Consider the following 24139-nt stretch of genomic DNA (forward strand, 5'->3'; position numbering starts at 1 on the left):
TTGACCAATTGGGGAAAACAGTCATCCAGTGTTACTGTAATATTCACGAAACTATCATTTCACAGCAAGACATCGTATTTTCAAGAGAGAGCATATGATCATAAGGAGAGAACCAGAATGAAATCTTTATCCGTGTTTATGAAGGATCTTGGCGCGGTATTCAAGAATCCCAAGATGCGTATTTCCATGTTCGCCATTCTATTTATTCCTGTTCTGTACAGCGGATTGTTCCTGAAAGCATTCTGGGACCCTTACGGTAAAATGAACGAGCTTCCGGTAGCGGTTGTCAATCAGGATAAGGGTGCTGATTATGAAGGCACCAAGCTGACCGCCGGAGAAGATCTGGTCACGGAGCTGAAGAAGACGGACGGGTTCAAGTGGAATTTCGTCAGCCGGGAGCAGGCGGAAGCCGGGCTTGCGGACAATACCTATTATATGGCGATTGTGGTTCCGGAAGACTTCTCGGCCAAGGCAACTACACTGCTGGATGCAGATCCGCAGCCGGCCAAGATCATCTACGAGCCGAATGAAGGCTACAACTTCCTGGCAGGCCAGATTGGCGGCACGGCAGTGAAGGATATCAAGAGCAAGGTATCCGCCAAGATTACGGAAGCTTATACCAGTTCTGTGTTTGATAAAATCACCAAAATCGCAGACGGTCTGGGCGAAGCTGGAGACGGTGCGACCAAGATTGCAGACGGCGCCACCAAGCTGGATGACGGCGCGCTGAAGCTGAAGGACAATCTGGTTGTCCTCACCGAAGGCACCGGCAAGCTGCTGGATGGTGTAGCGCCGCTTACGCAGGGCGTGAGTGATCTGAATAACGGAGCAGCCGCACTCAAAACCGGCAGCAGCACGCTGGCCGGAGGACTGCAGCAGTTATCCGCAGCGCATAAGCAGCTGCAGGATGGGGTGACGCAGTCGGCAGCGGGCAGCAAGCAGCTGAATGCCGGGCTGCAGAAGACGGCAGCCGGAACAGCTTCGCTACAGGCTGGAACACAGTCGGCTGTCGTCGGCACCGAGAAGCTGCAGACAGGTACGAAGGCAGTTGTGGATGGCAGCGCGAAGCTAGCGGCCGGATTATCATCCTCCGCCGAGGGCAGTGCGAAGCTTGAAGCCGGACTTACGGCTTCGAAGGACGGCAGTGCCAAGACAGCAGCCGGAGCTAAGGCTGTGTCTGACGGTCTGCAGGCGCTGGCGAAGTCGAATCCTCAGCTGGCAGCAAGCCCTGAGGTGCAGAAGCTGGTGGCAGCAAGCGCAGCAGTAGCTGCGGGCGCGACGCAGCTGGACCAGGGCCAGCAGCAACTCCTTGACGGAGCTGCGGCCCTGAACAGCGGCCAGGAGCAGCTGCTGCAGGGAGCGAATCAGCTGCACAGCGGTTCACAGCAGCTGGATGCAGGTGTGGGTCAGCTGCATGAGGGAGCGCAGAAGCTCTACGCAGGCAGCACACAGCTGCTGGATGGCCAGAATCAGCTGGCCGCCGGAGCAGGCGCACTGGAGAACGGCGGCGTGAAGCTGGCCGCAGGCATGAAGCAGTTCGGCGCGAAGCTGGACGAAGCTGCAGCGGGCGGCGTGAAGCTGGCAGACGGCGGCAAGGCGCTGGAAGCCGGCACCACGAAGCTGCTGGCTGGCGCAGGCAAGCTGGGCACCGGCCTCAGCTCGGTAGCCGATGGCTCGAAGAAGCTGAGTGACGGAGCGGGGCAGCTGAAGGATGGCCTGGATGAGCTGAAGACAGGCTCCGGTGAGCTGGCAAGCAAGCTGGGCGATGCGGCTTCACAGACCAAATCGGTGAACAAGACCGATGGACTGGTATCGATGTTCGCCCAGCCGGTACAGATCGAAGAAGTGAAGGTTAACAAGGTGCCTAACTACGGCACAGGATTCGCTCCTTACTTCCTGTCCCTCGGATTGTTCGTAGGTGCTCTGATCTGTACGATTGTTATCCCTATGCGTGATTCCGAAGTCATTGGCGCCAGCCGGTTCAACCGGTTCATGAGCCGTACACTTACATTCTCCATGATGAGTGTGCTTCAGGCTCTGCTGGCTGTCCTGATTGTCTTGTATGGTCTGGGACTTGAAGTACAGAATGTACCCTTGTTCTACGCCTTCTCGTTCATTACCAGCCTGGCCTTCATGTGGATGATTCAAGCGATTGTTACTTGGTTGGATCAGCCTGGCCGCTTCGTAGTCATTCTGATTCTGATCTTCCAGTTGACTACAAGCGCAGGAACCTTCCCGCTGGAGCTGATTCCTAACTGGATGAAGATCTTCAATCCGCTGCTGCCGATGACTTACAGTGTCAAAGGCTTCAAGGCAGTAATCTCTACGGGAGACTTCGGCTCCATGTGGGCCGATGCAGGAACGCTTGGCGCTTATGGGATAATCTTCCTGGCTCTTACCTTCACCTACTTCATGACCCGCGACCGCGGCAATGAAGCGGTACTGAAAAGTGAACAAGTTTTGACTGTATAAATCAACAACATTCTTTGTAAAACATACGAACCAAAAGCGCCCCTTTACGGGGCGCTTTTGGTTTATTCATAAATATAAATAGCTAAAGGAAGTGCTGTTTTCAGGCCGGGAAAATGATTGAAACGCTTTCAGTGCATAAGCGCTTATTCGTCATTTATGCATAATTATACATTCGACAGTTTTTTTACGCTTTTATTCGCTAAAGCTGCAATGCAAAAGCAAATGTTAATCAAGCTCATAAAAAAGTTTAAATTGCGCTCATGTCAGCTCGATGATAAAATAATAACACCAATTCTGCCTGAATAATTATTAAGATTTTCCGCTGAAAAATTTTCCTGGAATTCCGTCTACTTTATAATAGAGAGGTTGCATGTGATGAGACACACTGAACTGCCCGGCAAACAGGGCCTTTATGATCCCCAGTTCGAAAAAGACGCTTGCGGCATGGGATTTGTCGCGCATATAAAAGGCAAGCCGTCCCATGATATTGTCAGTAATGCACTGACTATGCTCTTCAATATGGAGCATCGGGGAGGCCAGGGAAGTGAGCCGAACTCTGGAGACGGAGCCGGCATTATGCTGCAGATTCCCCACCGTTTCTTTGCCGGCGAAGCTGCGAAGCTGGGCTTTGAGCTTCCGGAGCCGGGCCATTATGGCGTGGGCATGATCTTTCTGTCTCATAACGAGGAGATCCGCGCCCGCCACGAGGCGCTCCTGAGCGAGATTATCGCGGAAGAGGGGCAGCAGGTACTCGGTTACCGCGATGTCCCAACCTTTGACGAAATGCTCGGCAAGACAGCCAAGGCTGCTAAGCCTTATGTACGGCAGGTATTTATCGGCCGCTCGGAGGGAATCAAGGATGACCTGTCCTTCGAACGCAAGCTGTATGTGATCCGCAAACGGGCAGAGCTGGCGATCCGCTACGGCGGGGCAGAAGAGGGCGAATCCTTCTATGTGCCGAGTCTTTCCTGTAAGAAGATCGTATACAAAGGCATGCTCACTACCGTACAGGTAGGACAATTCTATCTGGACCTCCAGGAGGAGACGCTGGAATCAGCGATTGCGCTGGTCCACTCCCGCTTCAGCACGAACACCTTCCCGAGCTGGGAACGTGCCCACCCTTACCGCTTCATGATCCACAACGGTGAAATTAACACCCTTCGCGGCAATGTGAACTGGATGCATGCCCGCCAGTCGCTGTTCAAGAGCGAGAAGTTCGGAGAAGACATCAGCAAAGTTAAGCCGGTGGTGAATCCGGACGGCTCCGATACGGCCATGTTCGATAATACCTTTGAATTCCTCTACCTGAGCGGACGCTCCCTGCCCCATGTGGCGATGATGATGGTTCCTGAGCCTTGGAGCAATCATGACAGCATGGACGAGAAGAAGAAAGCCTTCTATGAATACCACAGCACCCTGATGGAACCGTGGGACGGGCCTGCCGCAATGGGCTTTACCGACGGTGTACAGATCGGGGCCATCCTCGACCGTAACGGCCTGCGTCCTGCGCGTTACTATGTCACCAAAGATGATCTGATTATTCTTTCCTCTGAAGCGGGTGTCCTCGACATTCCGGCAGAAGATGTTCTATACAAAGACCGGCTGAGACCGGGCCGCATGCTGCTCGTGGATACGAAGCAGGGCCGGATTATCTCGGACGAAGAGGTCAAAGCCGAGATCGCCTCCGAGCAGCCTTATCAAGAGTGGCTGGATGAGCATCTGATCGGTCTCGATCAGCTCCCGGATGCACCGGAGCTGCCGAATCCGAAGCATGATAATGTGCAGCAGCTGCAGCAGTCCTTCGGCTATACCTTCGAGGATCTGCGCAAGGTGCTGGAGCCTATGGCCTCCACAGGCGCCGAAGCTGTCGGCTCCATGGGTTACGATTCGCCGCTGGCTGTGTTATCAGACCGTCCACAGCGCCTGTACAATTACTTTAAGCAGATGTTCGCCCAGGTCACCAATCCGCCGATTGACGCCATCCGTGAAGAACTGGTAACGTCCACAGCGACTACGATCGGACCTGAACGCAACCTGCTGAAGGCAGAACCGGAGAGCTGCCGGCAGATCTCGCTGGATTCTCCGATTCTCTCGAACGAGGATTTCGCCAAAATCCGTCATGTCCGCCGTGCGGGCTTCAAGTCGATGTCCATTCCGATTCTCTTCCCGGCTGAGCTGGGGGCAGAAGGGCTGCGAATTGCGCTTGACCGGATGAATGAGGCGGCAGACCGCGTCATGGGCAAGGGACATAATATCCTTATTCTGTCCGACCGGGGTGTAGACCGCGAGAATGCGGCAATTCCGGCGCTGCTGGCAGTCTCCAGCCTGCATCACCATCTGATCCGCTCGGGAACCCGTACCAAGGTCAGCATCCTGCTGGAATCCGGCGAACCGCGTGAAGTTCATCATTATGCGCTTCTGCTGGGTTATGGTGTAAGTGCGGTCAATCCTTACCTGGCCTTCGAGAGTCTGGATGACATGATCAGCCAAGGCCTGCTCCGCGGAATCTCGCATGAGAAGGCTGTGAAGAACTATATTAAGGCAGCTACGAAGAGCGTGGTCAAAATTCTGTCCAAAATGGGAATCTCCACGATTCAGTCCTATCGCGGGGCACAGATCTTTGAAGCGGTCGGTCTGAATTCCGAGTTCGTAGACCGTTACTTCACTTGGACACCTTCGCGTATCGGCGGAATTGGCCTGGAGGAAGTGGCGCAAGAAGCGCTTGCCAGCCATAACCGCGCCTTCACCGACAAAGACGGCAACGATATGGTGCTGGATTCCGGCGGTGAATACCAGTGGCGCAGTGACGGGGAAGAGCATCTGTTCAACCCGCAGACCATTCATCTGCTTCAGCACTCCGTGCGCAGCGGTGATTATGAGATGTATAAGAAGTATGCAGCGCTCGTTCAGGGCGAAAGCGAGAAGCACCAGACGCTGCGCTCGATGCTGCAGTTCAAGAGCGTAGGTGCTCCGGTATCGCTGGATGAGGTAGAATCGGCTGAATCGATCATGAAACGCTTCAAGACCGGTGCCATGTCCTTCGGCTCGATCAGCAAGGAAGCACATGAGACGCTGGCTATTGCCATGAACCGTATCGGCGGCAAGAGCAACACCGGGGAAGGCGGAGAAGATCCGGCGCGCTTCCTTACGGACGCTAACGGCGATTCCCGCCGCAGTGCGATCAAGCAGGTCGCTTCTGGACGGTTCGGCGTTACCTCCAACTATCTGGTGAACGCCGATGAGATTCAGATCAAGATGGCGCAGGGCGCCAAGCCGGGTGAAGGCGGACAGCTTCCGGGCCGCAAGGTATACCCTTGGGTTGCGGAGGTCCGCGGTTCAACGGCAGGCGTGGGACTGATCTCGCCGCCGCCGCATCACGATATCTATTCGATTGAGGATCTGGCAGAGTTGATCTATGATCTCAAGAATGCCAATCCGCGTGCCAGCATTAACGTGAAGCTCGTCTCTGAGGTTGGCGTCGGCACCATTGCCGCAGGTGTGGCGAAGGGCCGCGCTGATATTATCCTGATCAGCGGTTATGATGGGGGGACCGGCGCTTCGCCGATGAACTCCATCCGTCATGCCGGACTCCCTTGGGAGCTGGGCCTGGCGGAGACCCACCAGACGCTGATGCTGAACAATCTGCGCGACCGTGTCGTGCTGGAGACAGACGGCAAGATGCTCAGCGGGCGCGATCTCGCGGTAGCCGTTCTGCTGGGTGCTGAAGAATACGGCTTCGCTACTGCACCTCTGGTAGCCGTAGGCTGTATCATGATGCGTGTATGCCAGATGGACACTTGTCCGGTGGGCGTAGCTACCCAGAACCCTGAGCTTCGCAAGAACTTCATGGGTGATCCGCAGCATGTGGTGAACTTCATGACCTTCGTGGCACAGGATCTGCGCGAGATTATGGCAGAGCTGGGCTTCCGGACGATTGAAGAGATGGTCGGCCGTACCGATTGTCTGGATGCGGTTAAGGCATCCACGCACTGGAAGAAGAAGGGTGTCGATCTGAGCAGCCTGCTGCACATTCCGGCTATGCCGGAAGGAAGCACACGCTTCCGCAGCAAGTTCCAGAACCACGGTCTGGAAGAGACTCTGGATATGACGCATCTGCTCGATATTGCTGCACCTGCGCTGGAATCCGGCACGGCAGTGGAAGCTTCCCTGCCGATCACGAACGTGAACCGTGCCGTGGGTACGATTCTCGGCAGTGAGCTGACGCGCAAATACGGCGCAGCCGGATTGCCGGACGATACGATCCGCCTGCACTTTACCGGATCTGCGGGACAGAGTCTGGGCGCATTCGTGCCGAAGGGCGTCACCATTACCGTTGAAGGCGACTCGAATGACTATGTCGGCAAAGGGCTGTCCGGAGGCAAGCTGATTATCCGGCCTTCGCGCAAGGCTACCTTCGCGGCAGAAGAGAATATCATCATCGGAAATACGGCGCTGTACGGAGCAACCGGCGGCGAAGCTTATGTGAGCGGTATTGCCGGTGAACGGTTCGCCGTCCGCAACTCCGGGGCGAATGTAGTCGTTGAAGGCGTGGGCGACCACGGCTGCGAATACATGACCGGCGGCCGTGTGGTTGTACTGGGGACAACGGGCCGTAACTTTGCAGCAGGGATGTCGGGCGGTATCGCTTATGTATACGATCCGGATAATACCTTCATCAAACGCTGTAACCTGGAGATGGTGCTGCTGGAGCGTGTAGAGGAAGCGGACGAAATCGCTGAACTGCATGCTATGATCAGCCGCCATACCCAGCATACAGACAGTAATGCGGGCCGGGCAATACTGGATTCATGGGATGAGGCCCTGCCGAGATTTGCCCGTGTCATTCCGAAGGATTACAAACGGATGCTGGAGCAGATCCGCAAGGTGGAGAGCAGCGGTTTGACCGGTGAAGCTGCACTGATGGCTGCTTTTGAAGCGAATATGCGTGAGCTTGCGCGTGTTGGCGGTTAAGATTTTACACTTCATAAATGATGTGCTTCAGCATTGACGGAGCGCATTGTCAATTCAAGAGGCTACCTCTTTCCCATATGGAAGAGGTAGCCTCTTATGTTTTTCTTACAGGAAATTAGGTCTCGTCTGATGGGTAAGCGGGCCAAATGTATGTGAAAAACAGCATACATTGTGCTGACGCGGGTAGCGTCAAGAAGTTTGTGTAAAAGAGTAGAAGTGCCTCCCCCGGGTTACGGGTTGGGATGTAGTGTTTCTGGGGGGAGGGGGAACCCCGACTCCCAGAAACTGGATTTCTCTGTTACGCCTCTTCCGGTGTGGGCAAAGAGGGGTAGCGTGTTTCGAATAGCTCTTTTAGCTTCTTTTTAACGGCATCCACTCCAAAGCCTTGGGCGACCCGCCCTGCATGACGTTCATTGTATTCCAGCATCTCCAGGTACACGATTTTCTCTGCGGCATCCATGTTTGTCAGACTGTTCATCGGTTTCAGACGCTTGCGGATTTCCTTGTTCATCCGCTCGATGGGGTTCGACGTGTAGATCGCTTTACGGATCGACAGCGGATAGTTGTAGAACGTCAGGAGTGTGGATAACTGTTCCTCCCAGGACCTCATTTCCTTCGGATACAGCTTGTTCCACTTCGCTTTGACCGTATCAAAGTTAGCCCGGGCGACCACTTCATCCGGTGCCGTATATACGGTTTTCAACGCCTCCATGACATCGGTTTTGTGCTCCACCCGAATTTTATGAAACGTGGCCCGCACTTTGTGCACTACGCAATGCTGTACATCCGCCTGAGGATAGGTCTCTTTAAACGCCGCATCCAGTCCCGGTAGCCCGTCAAACACACCCAGCAGGACTTCCTGCGCTCCGCGGTCGTACAGGTCTTTGAGTACCTCCCGCCAGCCATTCGAACTCTCTTGGCCACCCACGTAGAACCCGAGAATTTGACGCTGGCCCTCCTCGTCAATTCCCATCGCAAAGTAGACCACTTCACCACGAACCGTGCCCCGTTTCAGCTTCACGTACAGCCCATCTAAATAGATGACGGAGTACCGTTTGCTCAGTGGCCGTTTCTGCCACTGGTGGATATCGTCTAGCACCGTAGCCGTAATATTGCTGACCGTGGTGGGGGAGTAGTGGCTGCCAAACATACTTTCAATGAACCGGGCCACATCCCGCGTACCCATGCCCGATTTATACATTTGGATGACGGCCTCTTCTAACCATCCGTCCCGCCGCTGGTACGGCTCAAACAACTGCGTCTGGAAAAGGCTTTGGCGGTCCCGGGGCACCTGAAGATCCTCGATATGGCCGTATTTCGTGTGTAAGTCTCGCGTATAGTAGCCATTGCGACTATTGCTGGCGCCGGCTTCTTCACTCTCCATAAACCCCTGGATTTCGGCGCGCAACAGGCGTTCCATGTTGTCTTTCACAAAATCTTTAACAAGTTTTTCAAATAGATTATTCAGCGAACTTTCGGGTAAAATATTCATTGGTAGGGTTCCTCCTTGGTGGTTTCGCAATCCCGAGGATACCCTACTTTTTTGGTGCCTGACTAGGCTCCAAATCTTGGTACACAACTTACTTTACGCCATCCTGACGCGAGGGTGAACGGGGAAATGTATGCGAAAAACAGCACACATAGTACTCGCACGCAGGCGCATGTCCCGAATGTATGTGAAAAACAGCATACATTGTACTGACGCGAGGGTGGACGGGGGAAATGTATGCGAAAAACAGCACATATAGTACTCGCACGCAGGCGCATGCCCCGAATGTATGTGAAAAACAGTACTCATTCGGTACACGGGGTCCGCGCTGGTCCAATGTAATCGGTTTTTCGATTACATTTCGCTCATACGCCCCGCGCTGGCCCAATGTAATCGGTTTTTCGATTACATTTCGCTCATACGCCCCGTGCTGGCCCAATATAATCGGTTTTCCGATTACATTCCGCTCATACGCCCCGTGCTGGCCCAATATAATCGGTTTTTCGATTACATTCCACCCTCGCGCCCCACGCTGGCCGATTATTGTGCTCACACGCAGGCGCATGTTCCGAATGTATGCGAAAAACAGCACACATTGTGCTATCCCGTTCATCCGGTAGGATGATTTTGTTTCCTTTCTATACTTTCCCTGCATTTCTTCCCTAATTTCAGGGAAAAGGAAAGGTGTGGTAAAATATATAAATGGTTGAAACGGGTTTTGGATATAACAATAAAGTGTAAGTAACGGAGGGGAAGTCCAAACCTTTCCCGCAGTTGCGATGGACACTTTAATTTTAATCTGTACTCGTTTCACACCAAACCGACGAAAGGAAGTGAAGTTATGCCGAATACGGCAGAAGTGGTGAAGCCTGTAGCCAGCCTGATGGGGGTTACCAAAAGAATAGGCTCCAAAACGCTGATCAGCGACTTGACACTCGACATTCCACCCGGGCAAATCTTCGGATTCCTCGGGCCGAACGGAGCCGGTAAAACCACTACCATCCGTATGATGGTAGGACTGATCTCCATTAGCCGCGGGGATATCCTGATCTGCGGACGAAGCATCAAAGACCATTTTGAAGAGGCCATAGCTAATGTGGGGGCCATCGTAGAGAATCCTGAAATGTACAAGTTCCTAACCGGATACCAGAATCTTCGCCAGTATGCCCGCATGGTGCCAGGCGTGACCAAAGAGCGCATCAATGAAGTAGTTGAGCTGGTTGGCCTCAGTCAGCGGATCAATGACCGGGTCAAGACCTATTCCTTAGGGATGCGCCAGCGGCTGGGGGTGGCCCAGGCTCTGCTGCACCGGCCGAAGCTGCTGATTCTGGATGAGCCGACCAACGGACTGGACCCGCAGGGTATCCGCGAGCTGCGTGATTATCTGCGCAAGCTGTGTCAGACTGAGGGGACAACCGTGTTTGTCTCCAGTCACCTGCTGTCGGAGATGGAGCTGATGTGCGATAGTGTGGCGATTATCCAGAACGGCCGGCTGATCGATGTGAAGCAGCTTAAGACGGTCGGGGATGCAGCGGTACCGGTAAGCCAGACGTTCTTCGAGGTAGATAACCCTGAGGCTGCACTGGCGCAGATCGGCCAAGGTGTAATCATGGAAGGCGGATTAGCTGTAGATGCGGTACGGGAGGAGATTGCTGAGCTGAATGCCAAGCTGGTAGCTGCCGGGATTAAGGTCTACAGCATCAAGTCGTTGTCCCGTTCGCTCGAAGATCAATTCTTGGAAATTACAGGAGGTGAAGGCATTGGGTGAGTTCGCTTCTCTCATACATAATGAGAATATCAAAATATTCAGACGTCTGCGGACATGGATTATGCTGGTTCTTCTGGCACTGATGAGTGCGCTGTTTCCGGCGCTAATTCATTTCACCACGAACGGAAGTAATGTAGTCGGGCTGTGGGACAGCTTCCGGACCACCGTAACCATCGCATTTTTCCTGAATACCATCTTCACTGCCTTAGTGGCTGCCGACTCCGTAGCGGGCGAATTCACCTGGGGAACGATTAAGCTGCTGCTGATCCGCCCTTGGAGCCGCTCCAAGATTCTGCTCTCGAAGTATATTTCGCTGGTTATCTTCAGTCTTGTCAGCACGGGAGTGTTAATTCTTTTCGGCTATGGCTCCGCCTTCATTTTCTCTTCCGGGGCTGCAGGGATTTCGGGGGACATGGTGATGGGCTGGGGGCAAGGGGAATATGTCTTCATGCTGATTCTGTGCAGCTACATTGAGCTGTTCCTGACAGCAGCCATTGCCTTCATGATCTCCAGCGTATTCCGTTCCAGCGGCCTGGCGATTGTGCTGTCGCTGTCGATCATGTTCACCAAGGATATCTTTATCGCCATCTTCAACCCCGACCGGTATGAGTGGGCGAACTATCTGATTTTTGCCCATATGAATCTTAGTAATTATGTGGTGTCGGATACCGGTCCCGGGGGAGCGACGCTGGGGTTCGCGATTGCCGTCCTGGCTGTGTATTATGTGGTATTCATGGCGGTATCATGGATTGTGTTCCGTAAAAGGGATGTAGCAGCGTAAGTAGCAGGATAGGGCTGGCTAGTGTAACCGTACAGGCTGAGAGCTTACGGCTCATGCGCCCTCCAGCTTACTCTGCTTGCTCTCTCTGCGCTTGCCTGCAGTCTTCTTGGTATTGACCGTATGCAGCCCGCCCGCTGTCTCAGGGGCGGGCTGTTCGGTCATGGCCACAGCCCCGTTCAGCAGGCTGCCTTCCGCAATGCTCAGGGAACCGGCGGCAATGTTACCATGCAGTTGTCCTGTTCCGGTGAGAATGAGCTTCCGCTGGGCGGTTACGTCTCCATAGACCTTGCCGGCGATAATGATCTCCTGCGCCTCAATGCTGGAGTGGACGGTGCCTTGTTCACCAACCGTCACTATACCCTCACACAGAATCTCCCCGCTGAAATTCCCTTCAATCCGCAGGTTCGTATCGCAATGCACTTTCCCTTCGAGCGTGCCGCCATGGCCGATCAGCGAGTCGGTTGACTTGGGTGAAGCACCCGGTTGACGTCTGTTCCACATTCCAGCATTCCTCCTTATATTCTTAATATTATGAAGGCTTAACATAGTTGAGCGGATTCACCGGCTTGTTCTGCTTCACGACCTGAAAATGCAGATGGGGGCCCGTGCTGCGCCCGGTGCTGCCCAGCATGCCGATCTGCTCCCCTTTGCCGACCCGCTCACCGGGGGTGACTATCATCTGGTTCAAATGCATGTACCAGGTCTCCAGTCCATTGTCATGCTTGATGATGATGTATTTGCCCCGGGCTCCCATTTGTTCTGCAGAGGTAACGACGCCGCCCAGTGCTGCGTATACTGCATCTCCGATATTTCCGGCAATATCAATCCCGGAATGATAAGCAGAGACGCCCTTGAAAGGATCGGAGCGGTAACCGAAGCTGGAGGTAATGACCTTCGAGCCGGTAGGCCACATCACGGCCCGTGCCAGCCGGGCTTGCTTCTCCTGGGCTTGTTTTGCCTGAAACTCCGCTCTTGTCTTGTGTGCCTTCTCGGCCTGTGTAATCGTGCTTGAGATACTGCTGATCATTTCATCCATTATGCTGTGGATCTCCTCGAAGTCGTCCTTTGTCTCCTCAACCAGCCGCTGCGGATCATTCTCGTAGACGGCGACATATTCACCGCCGACCTGCGGATTGGCAGGCAGGCTCAGTGCTGTAGCAGCAGCCCTGATCCGGAAGTTGACGGCAGGCGATACGGCGGCAGAGAGAGCTTCCGGCTGTTCCCGGATGAACGGGCCGGCGCTTAACCGGCTGACCTTGCCATAGCTTCCGGCGGCTGCGGTTCCTGCTCCGGTATCAGGCAAATCTGCCACTACCGGCTGGTTGCCTTTGAAGGAAGCTGCTGAGGTTGACGTATCCGCGCTGTAGGTCTTGGAGCCAGTATTTTCAGTGCGGATAGCCGCACTAGAACCGCTACCGGCAGCAGAAGAAGTGGTTTCTTTGTTGATCAGTGATTGCAGTTGCTCTTCCAGCTCAGTCACACTCTTCAGCTTGTCTTTAATGCTCTCCGCTTCCTCCGAGAGCTCGCTTACCTGGCCGCGCAGCTGCTGTAGCGCCTGATCCTTATCGGCAACCTTCAGCTCCATGCGGATATTGGTCAGTGATAGGGCGGCCGCTTCGGCCTCCAGCTCTGCGATGGACCGGGAGGCATGGATATGCATAGAGGTGACCAGACTGGAGAGCGACAGCGCGGCCGCGGCAGGCAGCGCCAGAGCGAAGGGCTTTGACATTTGCAGCTGCTTCACAGGCCGTCCGGCCTCACGCATAACGAGCAGCGTAATCTTTTCCTGACTTGGCTGACTCTTCATAACGTCTCCTTACTGCGGCCATGGCAGCCGCTGGGTATGAACTGACTGAAATCATCTGTCGGGGTGCAGGGGGCTTATCCGATTCGTCCTACTACTCTATGTATTCCATAACTAAGGTGAACATGACAACGGTTTACTTGAATAAAGAAGGAGAGTTAAGGCAAAACCTGTAGTAAGCGCAGGCTTCTGCCGCCGCAGATTTCTCATGAAAGTTAGCAGGCGCTGTCTATGCCCGCAGAGATAGTAATAGTTCATTCAGTTGATCAGGAGGCCCGGAATGAGGATATTTGCCGTGATCTTATGTCTTTTTATTGTGCAGCTTGCCATTATTACCGCTTCCGAATTCCGCCGTCCGCAGCGGGCGCTTGCCTGGATATGTATTACCTTCTGCTGCCCGCCGCTGGGTCTGCTGTTCTACTATTTCCTGGGGCGCGATTACTGGCAGAGCCGCAAGCTCGTGAACCGGTGCGTCTCCCTGCTGCGGGAAATCCGTATTCATGTTGCCGGCAAGATTCATAAGGTCAAGCAGGCGGAGGATACCGGCAACCCCGGATTTGAACACCGCTCTGAGCTGCTGCATCTGTTCTCTGAACTGGCGGACAGTCCGGTTACAAGCCACAACCGGTGTGAAGTGCTGTCCAGCGCACAGGCAGCGTATAAGTCCATGCTGGAGGTGATGGAAGGTGCGCAGGAGCATATCCACATGGAATTTTATATTTTCCGGGAGGACGGGATCGGCCGGCAGTTCCAGGAGCTGATGATCCGCAAGGTACGCCAGGGGGTGAGGGTGCGCCTGCTGTGCGATGGCCTGGGCAGCCATAAACTTAGCCGGGGCTTTGTGAATACACTGAAGAACGCGGGAGTGCAGGTTTATTTTTTTCTGCCGCCGCTGACTGCACTGCCGGACCGCCGGTTCAACTACCGCAATCACCGGAAGATCCTGGTGGTGGACGGACTGACCGGATTCACCGGAGGCATGAACATCGGCGATGATTATCTGGGCAAAAATCCGGAAATGGGGTACTGGCGGGATACACATCTGCGGCTTGAAGGGGATGCCGTCTATCATCTGCAGTATGTGTTTCTCAAGGACTGGCGGCTGGCGGCCGGTGAAGCTCTCAGCCATCCGCGCTTCTTTCCGGATCATGACTGTAGCGGAAGGGAAGCCGTGCAGATTGTCGCCAGCGGTCCTGATGCGGGCATAGATGCCACCCAGGAGATGTATTTTGCTTCCATCTGTGCCGCGAGGCAACGTATCTGGATGACCTCACCATACTTCATCCCCGACCCCGCGATTTGCAGGGCGCTGAAGAATGCAGTCCTTAGCGGTGTGGACGTAAGGATTATTATCCCGGCGAAGCCGGATAACAAGCTGGTCTATTATGCCACGCTGGCGTATCTGGAGAATCTGCAGGACGCCGGCGTGAAATTTTACCGCTATACCAGAGGGTTCATGCATGCCAAGGTAATGATTATCGACAGCCTGCTGGCCACCGTCGGCAGTGCCAATCTGGACATGCGCAGCTTCTATTCCAACTTCGAGCTGACGGCGGTGCTGTTCCGTCCGGAGACAATTACAGAGCTGGCTGAGGACTTCAGCAGAGATCTGGAGCAGAGTGAATTCATTGATCCGAAAAAGTTCCGGGAGCGCAGCCGTAATGTCAAACGCATAGAAAGTCTGTGTCAGCTCTTATCTCCGCTATTATGACAGAAAAGATGGCCGAATCATCGATTATCGAAGGTTATATCAATTTACATGCGTTATTTGACTTTCTTTTATGATATAATGGAAATATAAGAAGAACAGGGGAGAAGGCACGACTGTACGTTCGCTTTCGTAAGCTTCTTAGATATACTATTTATAGGGGGAGTTCTATGACTGTAAGCCAACATATCTTTACGAATGAAGAACAGAAGAAGCCGGAGAAGTCTGGAGTGTTCAAGACGGCAAGACTGGCCCAGCGGATTGTGATGATTGTCATCGGAGCGGCCATGATGTCTGTTGCCCTTGAAATTTTTCTTGTTCCCAATAAGTTGATTGATGGCGGAATCACCGGTATTTCCATTATGTTGTCCCATATTTTCAATATACCGCTCGGTATTCTATTGACCCTGCTTAACCTGCCGTTTCTGGTTATCGGGTATAAGCAGATCGGTAAGACATTTGCCTTATCTACTCTATTTGCTGTAATTGTAATGTCCATCGGTACCCAGTTGCTCCATCCTGTTCATCCCATTACGGTTGAGCCGCTGCTCGCAGCAGTATTCGGAGGGGTAATTCTCGGCGTTGGGGTCGGGCTCGTTGTCCGTTACGGCGGATCGCTCGATGGTACTGAGATTGTAGCCATTCTTGTATCCAAGAGGCTTCCGTTCTCTGTAGGGGAAGTCGTTATGTTCTTCAACCTGTTCATCCTGTCCGGCGCAGGCTTTGTGTTCGGCTGGAATAATGCGATGTTCTCGCTCATTGCGTATTACATTGCTTTCAAACTGATCGATATTACACTTGAAGGTCTGGACCAGTCCAAGTCGGTATGGATTATCAGTGATAAATTCCGTGATATCGGCGAAGCTCTGACGGAGCGTCTGGGACGCGGAGTGACTTATCTTGATGGTGAGGGCGGATTCTCCGGCGATAACAAGAAAGTGATTTTTGTTGTCATTACCCGTCTGGAAGAAGCGAAGCTGAAGTCTATCGTAGAAGATTGGGATTCTGACGCGTTCATCGCGATCGGCAATATCCATGATGTTAAGGGCGGTCGCTTCAAGAAAAAAGCAATTCATTAGCATTAGCGTAACCGGTTCAGCCGGAACGCTTCGAAGGAAGGTATATTTACGAACGACAGAGTAACCCATACGGCGGTCCTGACTTGTTGCGCCGTATGCCCATATATAATAATACCTTCCGTCCTGATTCTGGACGCAAGAATAAGCCCGCAGCCTGAGAAAGGCATTTGCGGGCTTATTGCTGTCCTGAGGGCAGCTTGGCAATAATCGCTTCGACCGGCTGAGGAGGAACCTTGGCAATCAGATCTCCTAACCGGCTGAGACGCTCTTCTATATTCAGCAGGTTGAAATCTGTAGGCTTGACACCCCGTTCAACCTCCTCCCACAGGAGGGGAGTGGAGACAGTAGCCAGCGGCCGGGCGCGCGGGGTGTACGGGGCAGCGAGTGTTTTGCCGCCGTAATGCTGGAGATAATCGAAATATATTTTATCCCCGCGATGCTTCTTCAGACGCTCCAGGGTGAAGAGATCGGGTCGCTTCTCGGTGACATAACGGCCTACGAAATGCCCGATCCGGCGCAGCTCATCGAAGGTCACCCCCGGCTTAACCGGAACAATGATCTGCACTCCGGTGGCTCCCGAGGTTTTGGGAACGGAGTCCAGTCCGAGCGATCTCAGCACCTCCCCTACCACAGCAGCAGCTTCCATAATCCGCGGTTCGACCTCAAGCGAAGGGTCCAGATCAATCATCCATTCGCAGGGCAGTGTATTGCCGGCATAATGGAGGGAGGGATGGAATTCGAGCGCAGCCAGATTGCCCAGCCAGAGCAGCTCCGGCAGGCCCTGCAGCACAATGTAGGTGATATTGTCCTGCACCGCCGTGCGGACGAATTCCGGCAGCGGCTCCGGGGCGTTCTTCTGATAGAAGGACATCCCGGGAACGCCATGGGGATAGCGGATCACCGTGAGCAGCCGGTCTTTGCAATAGCGCAGCAGGTAGGGCGAGAGGGCCGCCAGCTTTTGCAGATAGATCTGCTTGGTGATGCCCATCTCGGGCCAGAGCGGTTTGTCGGGATTGGTGATGCTGATTTGCTGCCCGTCTACGGTAATGGTTCCTTTGGTGGCCGCTGGCATGGGACATCCCTCCTTAGGCTTGTGTATGTCTGCCTAGTATTTGCCGTGCTGCCGGTTTTCAGTCGGGATTCCGGTCCGGGATAAGGGCAGTTCACACTTTTTTGCGCAAAATGTCCCTTTTGGCCCGGGCAGGTGCTTATAAGGGTGTTAGCTAGAAGAGAGGAGCGTTTTACGATTTTGGATGAAATGGAACACCTCGTTGTTAAGGTTCAAAACGGCGACGTGGAGCAGTACGGGCGGATCGTTGAAGCTGTTCAGCAGCCGATGTACCGTTATTGCAGCCGTCTGCTAGGCAGCGGGGCAGAGGCGGAGGATGCCGTGCAGGAGATTCTGGTCAAAGCCTATCAAAATATCGGCAAGTACCGTCCGCTGGTCAGCTTCTCTTCATGGCTGTATAAAATCGCTTATCATCATTGCCTGGCGGTTATCCGCCAGCGCCAGCGGCATAGCCGGGTGATGCTGCTGCTGCGGCCGCAGAAATACGCGGAAAGCCCGGAGCAGCAGATGGACCGCTTCCTGTTCGATGAACCGCTCGCTGTAGCGCTTTCCCGGCTGAAGGTGGAGGAGCGGAACCTGCTTTTGCTGAGGGTTTTTGAAGAGCAGAGCTTTGCCGAAATCGCCGTGATTCTGGGCAAGAATCAGGATGCGGTCAAAAAAAGATATCAGCGCACGATTATTAAACTCACCAACCTGCTGAAATCGCAAAGAGAGGGGGAGGAAGCACAATGGACGAGCACTTCGCTGCTGAAGAAAAAAGGATAAGACGAATGGGCGCAGGTGAGGCAGCGGGCAGCATTGATGTTAAGTCATCCGTTATGGAGCGGGTACGTGTCATCCATGCACAGCGGCTTGCATCAGAGGGCGGAGGAACGCCAGCTTCACCGGGGCAAGCGGTGCCTGAAATGGTTAGGCAAGGGCCTGTGATGACCAGGCAGCCGATACCTTCGCTGCGTCCTGCGGTACAGCGGGGCAGAAGGCTGGCCGCCGGACTCTGTGCGGTTGCGCTGCTGGGGCTGGCTGGGTTCAGCGTTCTCCGCCATGGGACAGACCAGGAAACTACGGGGAAGGCGCTGCACCCGGACTTTGCGGTCATCCGGCAGACGGAGGGGCAGCCTCTGGTCTTGAAGGACAGCGGCGGCAGAGTTGTGGCGCAGCTTAGGTACGCTGAATCGAAGGTCTACACGCCTTACATTGGCTCTAGCTCAGCCCGGGAACGTTACTTTAAGCTAAGGGAGCAATATGAACAACAGGCGCAAGCGGATTTACAGCCGGGAGAGACAGCAGCTTATTATGTCAATGACAGTGAATTGATTGCATTGATGAACGGGCTGGGGTATGGAAAACCGCTATTTTTCACCAGCAGAACGGTTACGTATACCAGCTACGCGAAGCTGTCAGCCGCCCGGGAGCAAACGGGCAAGTGGAGTTTTGCACTGCCGCCTGAGCGAATAGGCGGGTTACAGTTTGCGGAGGGCCGGCTGTTCGCCAAAACCCCCTCTGCGTTTGAGCCGGAGTATAGGCTGGCACTGGAGGCATTGAAGGCCAAAACGGAAGCTGCTCCGGACGGGAATCCGCTGGCTGCAACTTTATGGCCCTTGGAGAATCTCGCAAGCGCCGAGGTGATCTATCGGGATGGCAGCCAGCAGCTGAAGCTTCAGTTATTCTGGAATAACGCAGCAACAACCGGTCCTTCGCAAATTCACGTATCCCCCGGCCAAACGGCTGAACTATGGACCTACGAGGATAAGGAGCTACTGTTCATTCCGGGGGCAGGCGCTGGAGAAGAGAACGGAAGTTCAGTAAGCAGACTGTATTGGTATGATAACGCCTATGGAGGGCTTGCTTGGATGACGGACCCGCCGGATAAGCGGTTGACCCGGGAGCAATGGGAGAGCATTGCCGCCGGGATGGTTCAGCGTTGAAGATTTATGGGCGTTAAATACAGGTGTCTCCGGAAGCCACAGTGTGGAGGCAATGTATGCGAAAAACCGACCACAATGAGCAGTGCGGAGGCACGTGGACCAAATATAGCCGAAAAACCGAACACAATGAGCAGTGCGGAGGCACGTGGACCAAATATAGCCGAAAAACCGAACACAATGAGCAGCGCGGGGGCGCGTGGACCAAATATAGTCGAAAAACCGACTACAATGAGCAGTGTGGAGGCGCGTGGACCAAATATAGTCGAAAAACCGAACACAGTCGTATTCATCAGTTAGGGTGATGCTGTTCTTTTATTATTATTTCACAGTTGAATGTCCCCTTTCGGCACTTTGCGGCATTACAGGAGTGTTGCAGCAACAACAAATCAGCTGAAGGGAAGGAATATGAACATGACTCTGTTAATGAAAAAGAAAGCGGCTGCTGCCGCAATATGCCTGTCCATGCTGCTGAGCGCAGCAGCGGGGTCGGTGGGAGCAGCGGGAAGGCTGCCTGATAAATTAAAAAATAAAAGCAATGGCATTCTGTGGGAAGAAACCGAAAAGCCGGCTAAACCGGCTGCGCCATCCCCGCTGGACGCTTTGCTGTCCAAAGCGAATGAGGCTCCCTTGAACGCAGGGGAAATCCGGGCTGTGTATGTGAATGACATCAAAATCAATACGCTGGACAGTCTGGATATCAGTTACGTGCCGTTTAGTTATACGTCTGTAAGCAAAGCGGCGCAGAAATTAACGTCAATGGGCGGAGGTGCATTCATGGCTCCAGCTTCGCTCCCAAAAGATTATGTGCTGAAGGAGGCAAACATCAGTCCCGACATTCCTTTTTCGTATGAGGAAGGATATGCGCAGCTCAGGGAGCAACTCAAGCAACAATCTACGTCAGCCGGTAAAAAGGTCGTCTCCAAAATGCTCCCCTGGAGCGGTCATGTCACCACGTTGACGTATACCCGCAAGGGAGAGGTGCTCAGCCTGCGTGCCGAGCCTGCAAGCAAGCTTCCGGCTGGAGTTACACTGGCCGTATTGCCGGAGGACAAGGATGAGAAGGTGCAGGTTAACGGGCAGGAGATGATGTTCACCTCCTTCGGGCCGCATCACGGCAACCTCAAATCGCAATTGCAGTGGAGCAGCACGGACGGCAGCAGAGAGTACACATTAACGGATAGCCGGAACACTGTGCAGAGTAAGGCTGAACTGCTGAAACTTGCCGGAAGCCTTACTCCCCAATAGGCAGCTAGAACCCCCTCTGGCTTAAAGAACAGGAATGGGCGGGCAGATCGACCTGAGCCTGAATCACAGGCTGGCGGAAGGTGCCGGAGGGATTCCATTCCAGAAAATGCAGCTTAAACACCAGCTCAGGCTTAATCCAAACGGAGCCTGAGCTTCGCTGCGGAAGGTCGGCAAACGGCATATGCTCTGTGACAAGTCCCGGAATCCGTCCGGTCAGTGTCCGCCAGTCCTGGACGGTCATTCTGCCTGCTCCGGCATGTCCGATATAATGCAGCCTGCCGGCATCATCATACAGGCCGAACAGCAGCGCATTCACGATGCCGTCCCGGAAGGTGACGCCCCCGGCGACAGCGGTGACATCGGAGATGATCTTGAGCTTCTGCCAGCGCTTGTCCTTGCCGCCCGGCGCATAAGTGCTGTCCAGATCCTTACAGACGATCCCCTCCAGACTGCCCTGCCGTGCCGCAGCGAGCAACTGGACGGGATCGGGGTAGCTCGGCACCTGCTGCACATGGGGATGGGGCAGCAGCATCTCCTTCAGCAGCTCCTGCCGCCGGGACAGCGGTTCATCCAGCAGCCAGATGCCGTCACAATACAGCATATCAAAAACCATATACAGCACCGGAACCTGGGGCTGCACTGCCCGGATCGCAGCCTCGTTCTTCAGGCTGTCCCGCCGCATGACCTCATGGAAGGAGGGCTTGCCGCCGCTGAGTGCAATGATCTCGCCATCCAGAATGAAGGAGCCGGCCCGGCAATAGCTTCCTGGTTCGGCCAGCTCAGGATATTGGAGCGTGCGCCGATTGCCACGGCGGTTAATCAGTTCAGCATGGCTCCCGTCGTAATAGGAGATCATCCGCACGCCGTCCCATTTGATCTGGGCGATCCACTGTTCTCCGCTTGGAAGCACAGAGGCCAGTACAGGCTCAAACGGAGTGATGGTCTTAAGCTGAAGGGAGTTGTCCAGCCTGGCGGCGGGTGCAGACGCCGGGCCTCTAGGCACCGGTTACCTTGCTCTTCGCGCTCCGGCGCTTCGGCTTCGGGGCAATCACCGGAATTGGTCCGGTAGCTTCATCTACAACCGGAGCGGCGGCTGTATCGGTTGGAGTCCCTGCGGCAGTGGCCTTGGCCGGACGTTTTTTCGCACCGGCGGCTGTCCTTGGCTTAGCCCCGCTGCCTCCCTTAGCCGGTCCGGGATCGGAAGGAATATGCTGCACAGCCTCGATACTGGCCTGCAGGGCAGCCATCAGATCGATAACATTGTTCTCCTGGCGGGCCGGAGCAATATGGAACTCTTCGCCTGCAATCTTATGTGTAATCAGATCAAGCATCCGCTGGCGGTAATCATCGGTGTATTTGGCAGGCTCGAACGGGGTGGACAGCTGTGAGATCAGCAGCTTGGCCATATCCAGCTCTTTGTCGTTCACGCTGCCCGGCTCCGGCAGGCCGGGAACCTGCGATACCGGACGGACCTCGTCCGGGTAATAGATCGTTTCAATCGCCAAGCAGTCTGCCAGGACGCGGATGGCGGCCAGACTGCTTTTGGAGCGGATGGAGATCTTGGCAATACCGATCTTCCCGGTCTGACGCATCGCCTCCATCAGCAAACGGTAAGCATTGGCGCCTGCCTGGTCTGGCGATAAATAGTAGGTCTTCTGGAAATAAATCGGGTCAATCTCCGTCAAATCCACGAAATCCAGTATGGTGATGCTCTTACTGCTCTCCTCGCTTAGCTGATCCAGCTCCTCCTTGTCGAACAGAACAAACTTGCCCTTCTCATATTCGTACCCCTTGCCGATCTCCTCCCAGGTGACTTCCTTGTCACAGACAGGACATTTACGTACATAAGACAGCGGACTACCGCATTCTTTGTGGATGTAGCGCAGCGAGATGTCTTTATCCTCCGTAGCGGAGAACATCTTGACCGGAACATGCACAAGCCCGAAGCTGATGGCTCCTTTCCAAACGGTATGCATGAGAATCGCCTCCTGATGGGATGTGGTATGGCTTAGTATGGGGAGGCAGGGCTTTTTCTAGCCGGATGCATGTTTTGAGAGTCATGGGAAAAAATAAATGCTGCTCAGCTTGCACAGACCCAAAGCGAGAAGAGGAGGCATTATGGACAAGGAGCACTATCACTGGAGCGATGCGTTATCCGAGCAGGATATTCCGGCTGAGGCGGTCAATTGGGACAATATTATTGCCGATCCGGAGGATGCCGGACTGGACGAGGATGCAGTACTACTGGATGCTGATGCAACAATCGGGGAGCTTCCGGCGGAAGATGAAGAGGAATAGGGGGGCAAGAAAAGAATGGATATAACACGTGCGCAGGATATTTACGCTTCCAAGGACAAGATTGCGGTGCATCTCGACGGTGAGCCGGTCTGGATTGAGCATGTAGATTCGGATAACGGTATGGCAACGGTTCAGGTAGGCTCCCGGCCGACGAATACACAGACTGTTGGTGTTGAGCGGCTGGAGGAGCAGAGGAAGTAGCGGGTCAGCATAATAAGTCCTGGTAGGTATCCAGGTAAAATACTCATTCGAGCAGGAGTTCTTTTGGCGGTGGCACCATCGCGGGGAGTCTCCTGCTTTTTGTGTGGCCTGACCGAAAATAATCGTTATGCTCAGAGCCGGGGTATGGAGCCGTAGCCTCTAAATAATAGCTGACACAGATATTGACGCCGGGAGTGGTGAGCCCTATATTTGGAAGAAGAATTTTGACGAAAAGAGATGATGGAAGTGCGTCCGATATTACTGGGTGTGTGCTCGGCGCTGTTTTTTGCGGTGACGTTTGTGCTGAACCGGAGGATGGAGCTTGCGGGAGGAAGCTGGGCGTGGAGCGCCTCGCTGCGGTACTTGTTCACGCTCCCGCTGCTGCTGGCGATTGTGGCCGGAAGAGGGAGGCTGAAGCCGCTGCTGGCTGCGATGAGAGAACGGCCTGGAGCCTGGCTGCTGTGGGGAACTGTCGGGTTCGGCTTGTTCTACGCGCCCATCTGCTTCGCCGCTGCCTATGCACCGGGCTGGCTGACGGCTGGAACGTGGCAGATCACGATTATCTCCGGTTCGCTGCTGGCTCCGTTCTTCGGAGAATGGGTCAGCGGACCGGGAGGACAAGTATACATAAGAGGTAAAATCCCGCTGCGCGGGCTGCTCCTCTCCCTGATTATTCTCGCCGGAGTAGCGCTGCTGCAGGTGGAGCAGGCGCGGCAGCTTGCCCCATCCCAGGTCCTGCTCGGCATTGTCCCGGTACTTATCGCTTCCTTCGCTTATCCGCTCGGCAACCGTAAGATGATGGAGCTGTGCGGCGGCCAGCTGGATGTATTCCAGCGGATTCTTGGCATGACGCTTGCCAGCCTGCCCTTCTGGCTGGCTGTCGCTCTGTATGGTATGACAGATACAGGCCTGCCCTCCTCCTCGCAATTAGGACAATCAGTCATTGTTGCACTCAGTTCGGGAATTGTGGCTACGGTGTTGTTTTTCCGGGCTACCGATCTGGTCCGGGATAGCATGAGCAGTCTGGCAGCCGTGGAAGCGACCCAGTCACTGGAGGTGCTGTTCGCCTTGCTGGGGGAGATGCTCTTGCTGGCCTCGCCGCTGCCTTCCCTCCTGTCATGGGCGGGGATTGCGGTCATTATTGGTGGTATGGTGCTGCATAGCCTGTTCTCCCGGCATCCGGGGAAGCCTGCGGCGGCTCCGGCGTTCTCAACGGACTGACAGGCTGTTGCGGTACAAGTAGCATACCGATATAATTAAAAGTATTGTTAACTGTTAAGGGATCTTCAAAAAGGTGGTAGTTGCAGCTTTGGACAATAATACACAAAC

18 protein-coding genes are annotated in these 24139 nt (G+C 54.4%); 12 read left to right on the forward strand and 6 right to left on the reverse strand.

The genetic code is table 11. The features are described from left to right. The first annotated feature begins 117 nt into the window (after positions 1–117). Positions 118–2472, forward strand: a complete 2355-nt coding sequence (locus NYE26_RS03595) for a YhgE/Pip domain-containing protein (protein ID WP_339253928.1) — start codon at positions 118–120, stop codon at positions 2470–2472. A 375-nt stretch (positions 2473–2847) separates the two neighbouring features. After that, entirely contained in the window at positions 2848–7443 is a 4596-nt protein-coding gene (gltB, locus tag NYE26_RS03600) for a glutamate synthase large subunit (RefSeq protein WP_209878249.1), read from the forward strand. Between the two features lie 298 nt (positions 7444–7741). Here gltB and NYE26_RS03605 read toward each other — a convergent pair whose 3' ends face one another. Beyond that, on the reverse strand, positions 7742–8935 hold the full coding sequence (locus NYE26_RS03605) for an IS256 family transposase (RefSeq protein ID WP_339249823.1): 1194 nt from the start codon (positions 8933–8935) through the stop codon (positions 7742–7744). Between the two features lie 838 nt (positions 8936–9773). Here NYE26_RS03605 and NYE26_RS03610 point away from each other — a divergent pair. Both NYE26_RS03610 and NYE26_RS03615 read left to right on the forward strand, forming a co-directional pair. Then, positions 9774–10700 (forward strand): ABC transporter ATP-binding protein, encoded by a 927-nt coding sequence (locus NYE26_RS03610; protein WP_339253930.1) that lies wholly within the window; start codon positions 9774–9776, stop codon positions 10698–10700. Next, on the forward strand, positions 10693–11481 hold the full coding sequence (locus tag NYE26_RS03615; protein WP_209878251.1) for an ABC transporter permease subunit: 789 nt from the start codon (positions 10693–10695) through the stop codon (positions 11479–11481). Before NYE26_RS03610 ends, NYE26_RS03615 begins: the two co-directional genes overlap by 8 nt. Before the next feature lie 51 nt (positions 11482–11532). Here NYE26_RS03615 and NYE26_RS03620 read toward each other — a convergent pair whose 3' ends face one another. Then, positions 11533–11982 carry a polymer-forming cytoskeletal protein gene (locus tag NYE26_RS03620; RefSeq protein ID WP_339253933.1) on the reverse strand — a complete coding sequence of 150 codons (450 nt, stop codon included), beginning with the start codon at positions 11980–11982 and terminating at the stop codon, positions 11533–11535. Between the two features lie 28 nt (positions 11983–12010). Then, a complete protein-coding gene (locus tag NYE26_RS03625) occupies positions 12011–13288 on the reverse strand; it encodes a M23 family metallopeptidase (protein ID WP_339253935.1) in 1278 nt (425 codons plus the stop codon). A gap of 277 nt (positions 13289–13565) precedes the next feature. On the opposite strand from NYE26_RS03625, the gene cls reads away from it, so the two are divergent. Together cls and NYE26_RS03635 are read left to right on the forward strand one after the other, a co-directional pair. After that, complete coding sequence (gene cls, locus NYE26_RS03630) at positions 13566–14996, forward strand: cardiolipin synthase (RefSeq protein ID WP_209878257.1); 1431 nt, start codon at positions 13566–13568, stop codon at positions 14994–14996. A 167-nt stretch (positions 14997–15163) separates the two neighbouring features. Beyond that, a complete protein-coding gene (locus tag NYE26_RS03635) occupies positions 15164–16072 on the forward strand; it encodes a YitT family protein (RefSeq protein ID WP_036723169.1) in 909 nt (302 codons plus the stop codon). Positions 16073–16247: 175 nt separating this feature from the next. On the opposite strand, the gene ligD is transcribed toward NYE26_RS03635, so the two are convergent. Further along, the gene (gene ligD, locus NYE26_RS03640) at positions 16248–17144 is read right to left on the reverse strand and encodes a non-homologous end-joining DNA ligase (RefSeq protein ID WP_339253937.1); all 897 of its coding nucleotides are present in this window, start codon (positions 17142–17144) and stop codon (positions 16248–16250) included. Positions 17145–17330: 186 nt separating this feature from the next. Between ligD and NYE26_RS03645 the strand changes: the two genes are divergently transcribed. From NYE26_RS03645 to NYE26_RS03655, 3 genes are all read left to right on the forward strand, one after another. Continuing rightward, a complete protein-coding gene (locus NYE26_RS03645) occupies positions 17331–17906 on the forward strand; it encodes a sigma-70 family RNA polymerase sigma factor (RefSeq protein WP_339257307.1) in 576 nt (191 codons plus the stop codon). Beyond that, entirely contained in the window at positions 17870–19066 is a 1197-nt protein-coding gene (locus NYE26_RS03650) for a hypothetical protein (RefSeq protein WP_339253939.1), read from the forward strand. Before NYE26_RS03645 ends, NYE26_RS03650 begins: the two co-directional genes overlap by 37 nt. Before the next feature lie 423 nt (positions 19067–19489). Further along, entirely contained in the window at positions 19490–20311 is an 822-nt protein-coding gene (locus NYE26_RS03655; protein WP_339253941.1) for a hypothetical protein, read from the forward strand. Positions 20312–20315: 4 nt separating this feature from the next. Here NYE26_RS03655 and NYE26_RS03660 read toward each other — a convergent pair whose 3' ends face one another. Further along, complete coding sequence (locus NYE26_RS03660) at positions 20316–21314, reverse strand: DNA ligase (RefSeq protein ID WP_339253943.1); 999 nt, start codon at positions 21312–21314, stop codon at positions 20316–20318. Beyond that, positions 21307–22287: a Ku protein gene (locus NYE26_RS03665; RefSeq protein WP_339253945.1), complete on the reverse strand. Its 981-nt coding sequence runs from the start codon at positions 22285–22287 to the stop codon at positions 21307–21309. Before NYE26_RS03665 ends, NYE26_RS03660 begins: the two co-directional genes overlap by 8 nt. A gap of 142 nt (positions 22288–22429) precedes the next feature. Between NYE26_RS03665 and NYE26_RS03670 the strand changes: the two genes are divergently transcribed. The 3 genes from NYE26_RS03670 (at position 22430) to NYE26_RS03680 (ending at position 24031) form a co-directional block, all read left to right on the forward strand. Further along, on the forward strand, positions 22430–22609 hold the full coding sequence (locus NYE26_RS03670) for a hypothetical protein (protein ID WP_339253947.1): 180 nt from the start codon (positions 22430–22432) through the stop codon (positions 22607–22609). 15 nt (positions 22610–22624) lie between these two features. Next, positions 22625–22810, forward strand: coding sequence for an H-type small acid-soluble spore protein (locus NYE26_RS03675; protein ID WP_036723178.1), 186 nt, complete (start codon positions 22625–22627; stop codon positions 22808–22810). Positions 22811–23056: 246 nt separating this feature from the next. Next, positions 23057–24031 carry a multidrug resistance efflux transporter family protein gene (locus NYE26_RS03680; RefSeq protein ID WP_339253950.1) on the forward strand — a complete coding sequence of 325 codons (975 nt, stop codon included), beginning with the start codon at positions 23057–23059 and terminating at the stop codon, positions 24029–24031. The last annotated feature ends 108 nt before the right edge of the window (positions 24032–24139 follow it).

The sequence above is a fragment of the Paenibacillus sp. FSL P2-0136 genome, assembly GCF_037975325.1.
GTDB lineage: Bacteria > Bacillota > Bacilli > Paenibacillales > Paenibacillaceae > Paenibacillus_AQ > Paenibacillus_AQ silagei.

Bases quoted from the DNA above. Each gene is read 5' to 3' on its own strand.
- NYE26_RS03595 (WP_339253928.1), top strand. From the start codon at position 118: ATGAAATCTTTATCCGTGTTTATGAAGGATCTTGGCGCGGTATTCAAG.
- gltB (WP_209878249.1), top strand. From the start codon at position 2,848: ATGAGACACACTGAACTGCCCGGCAAACAGGGCCTTTATGATCCCCAG.
- NYE26_RS03605 (WP_339249823.1), bottom strand. From the start codon at position 8,935: ATGAATATTTTACCCGAAAGTTCGCTGAATAATCTATTTGAAAAACTT.
- NYE26_RS03610 (WP_339253930.1), top strand. From the start codon at position 9,774: ATGCCGAATACGGCAGAAGTGGTGAAGCCTGTAGCCAGCCTGATGGGG.
- NYE26_RS03620 (WP_339253933.1), bottom strand. From the start codon at position 11,982: ATGTGGAACAGACGTCAACCGGGTGCTTCACCCAAGTCAACCGACTCG.
- NYE26_RS03625 (WP_339253935.1), bottom strand. From the start codon at position 13,288: ATGAAGAGTCAGCCAAGTCAGGAAAAGATTACGCTGCTCGTTATGCGT.
- cls (WP_209878257.1), top strand. From the start codon at position 13,566: ATGAGGATATTTGCCGTGATCTTATGTCTTTTTATTGTGCAGCTTGCC.
- NYE26_RS03635 (WP_036723169.1), top strand. From the start codon at position 15,164: ATGACTGTAAGCCAACATATCTTTACGAATGAAGAACAGAAGAAGCCG.
- ligD (WP_339253937.1), bottom strand. From the start codon at position 17,144: ATGCCAGCGGCCACCAAAGGAACCATTACCGTAGACGGGCAGCAAATC.
- NYE26_RS03645 (WP_339257307.1), top strand. From the start codon at position 17,331: ATGGAACACCTCGTTGTTAAGGTTCAAAACGGCGACGTGGAGCAGTAC.
- NYE26_RS03650 (WP_339253939.1), top strand. From the start codon at position 17,870: ATGGACGAGCACTTCGCTGCTGAAGAAAAAAGGATAAGACGAATGGGC.
- NYE26_RS03655 (WP_339253941.1), top strand. From the start codon at position 19,490: ATGAAAAAGAAAGCGGCTGCTGCCGCAATATGCCTGTCCATGCTGCTG.
- NYE26_RS03665 (WP_339253945.1), bottom strand. From the start codon at position 22,287: ATGCATACCGTTTGGAAAGGAGCCATCAGCTTCGGGCTTGTGCATGTT.
- NYE26_RS03670 (WP_339253947.1), top strand. From the start codon at position 22,430: ATGGACAAGGAGCACTATCACTGGAGCGATGCGTTATCCGAGCAGGAT.
- NYE26_RS03675 (WP_036723178.1), top strand. From the start codon at position 22,625: ATGGATATAACACGTGCGCAGGATATTTACGCTTCCAAGGACAAGATT.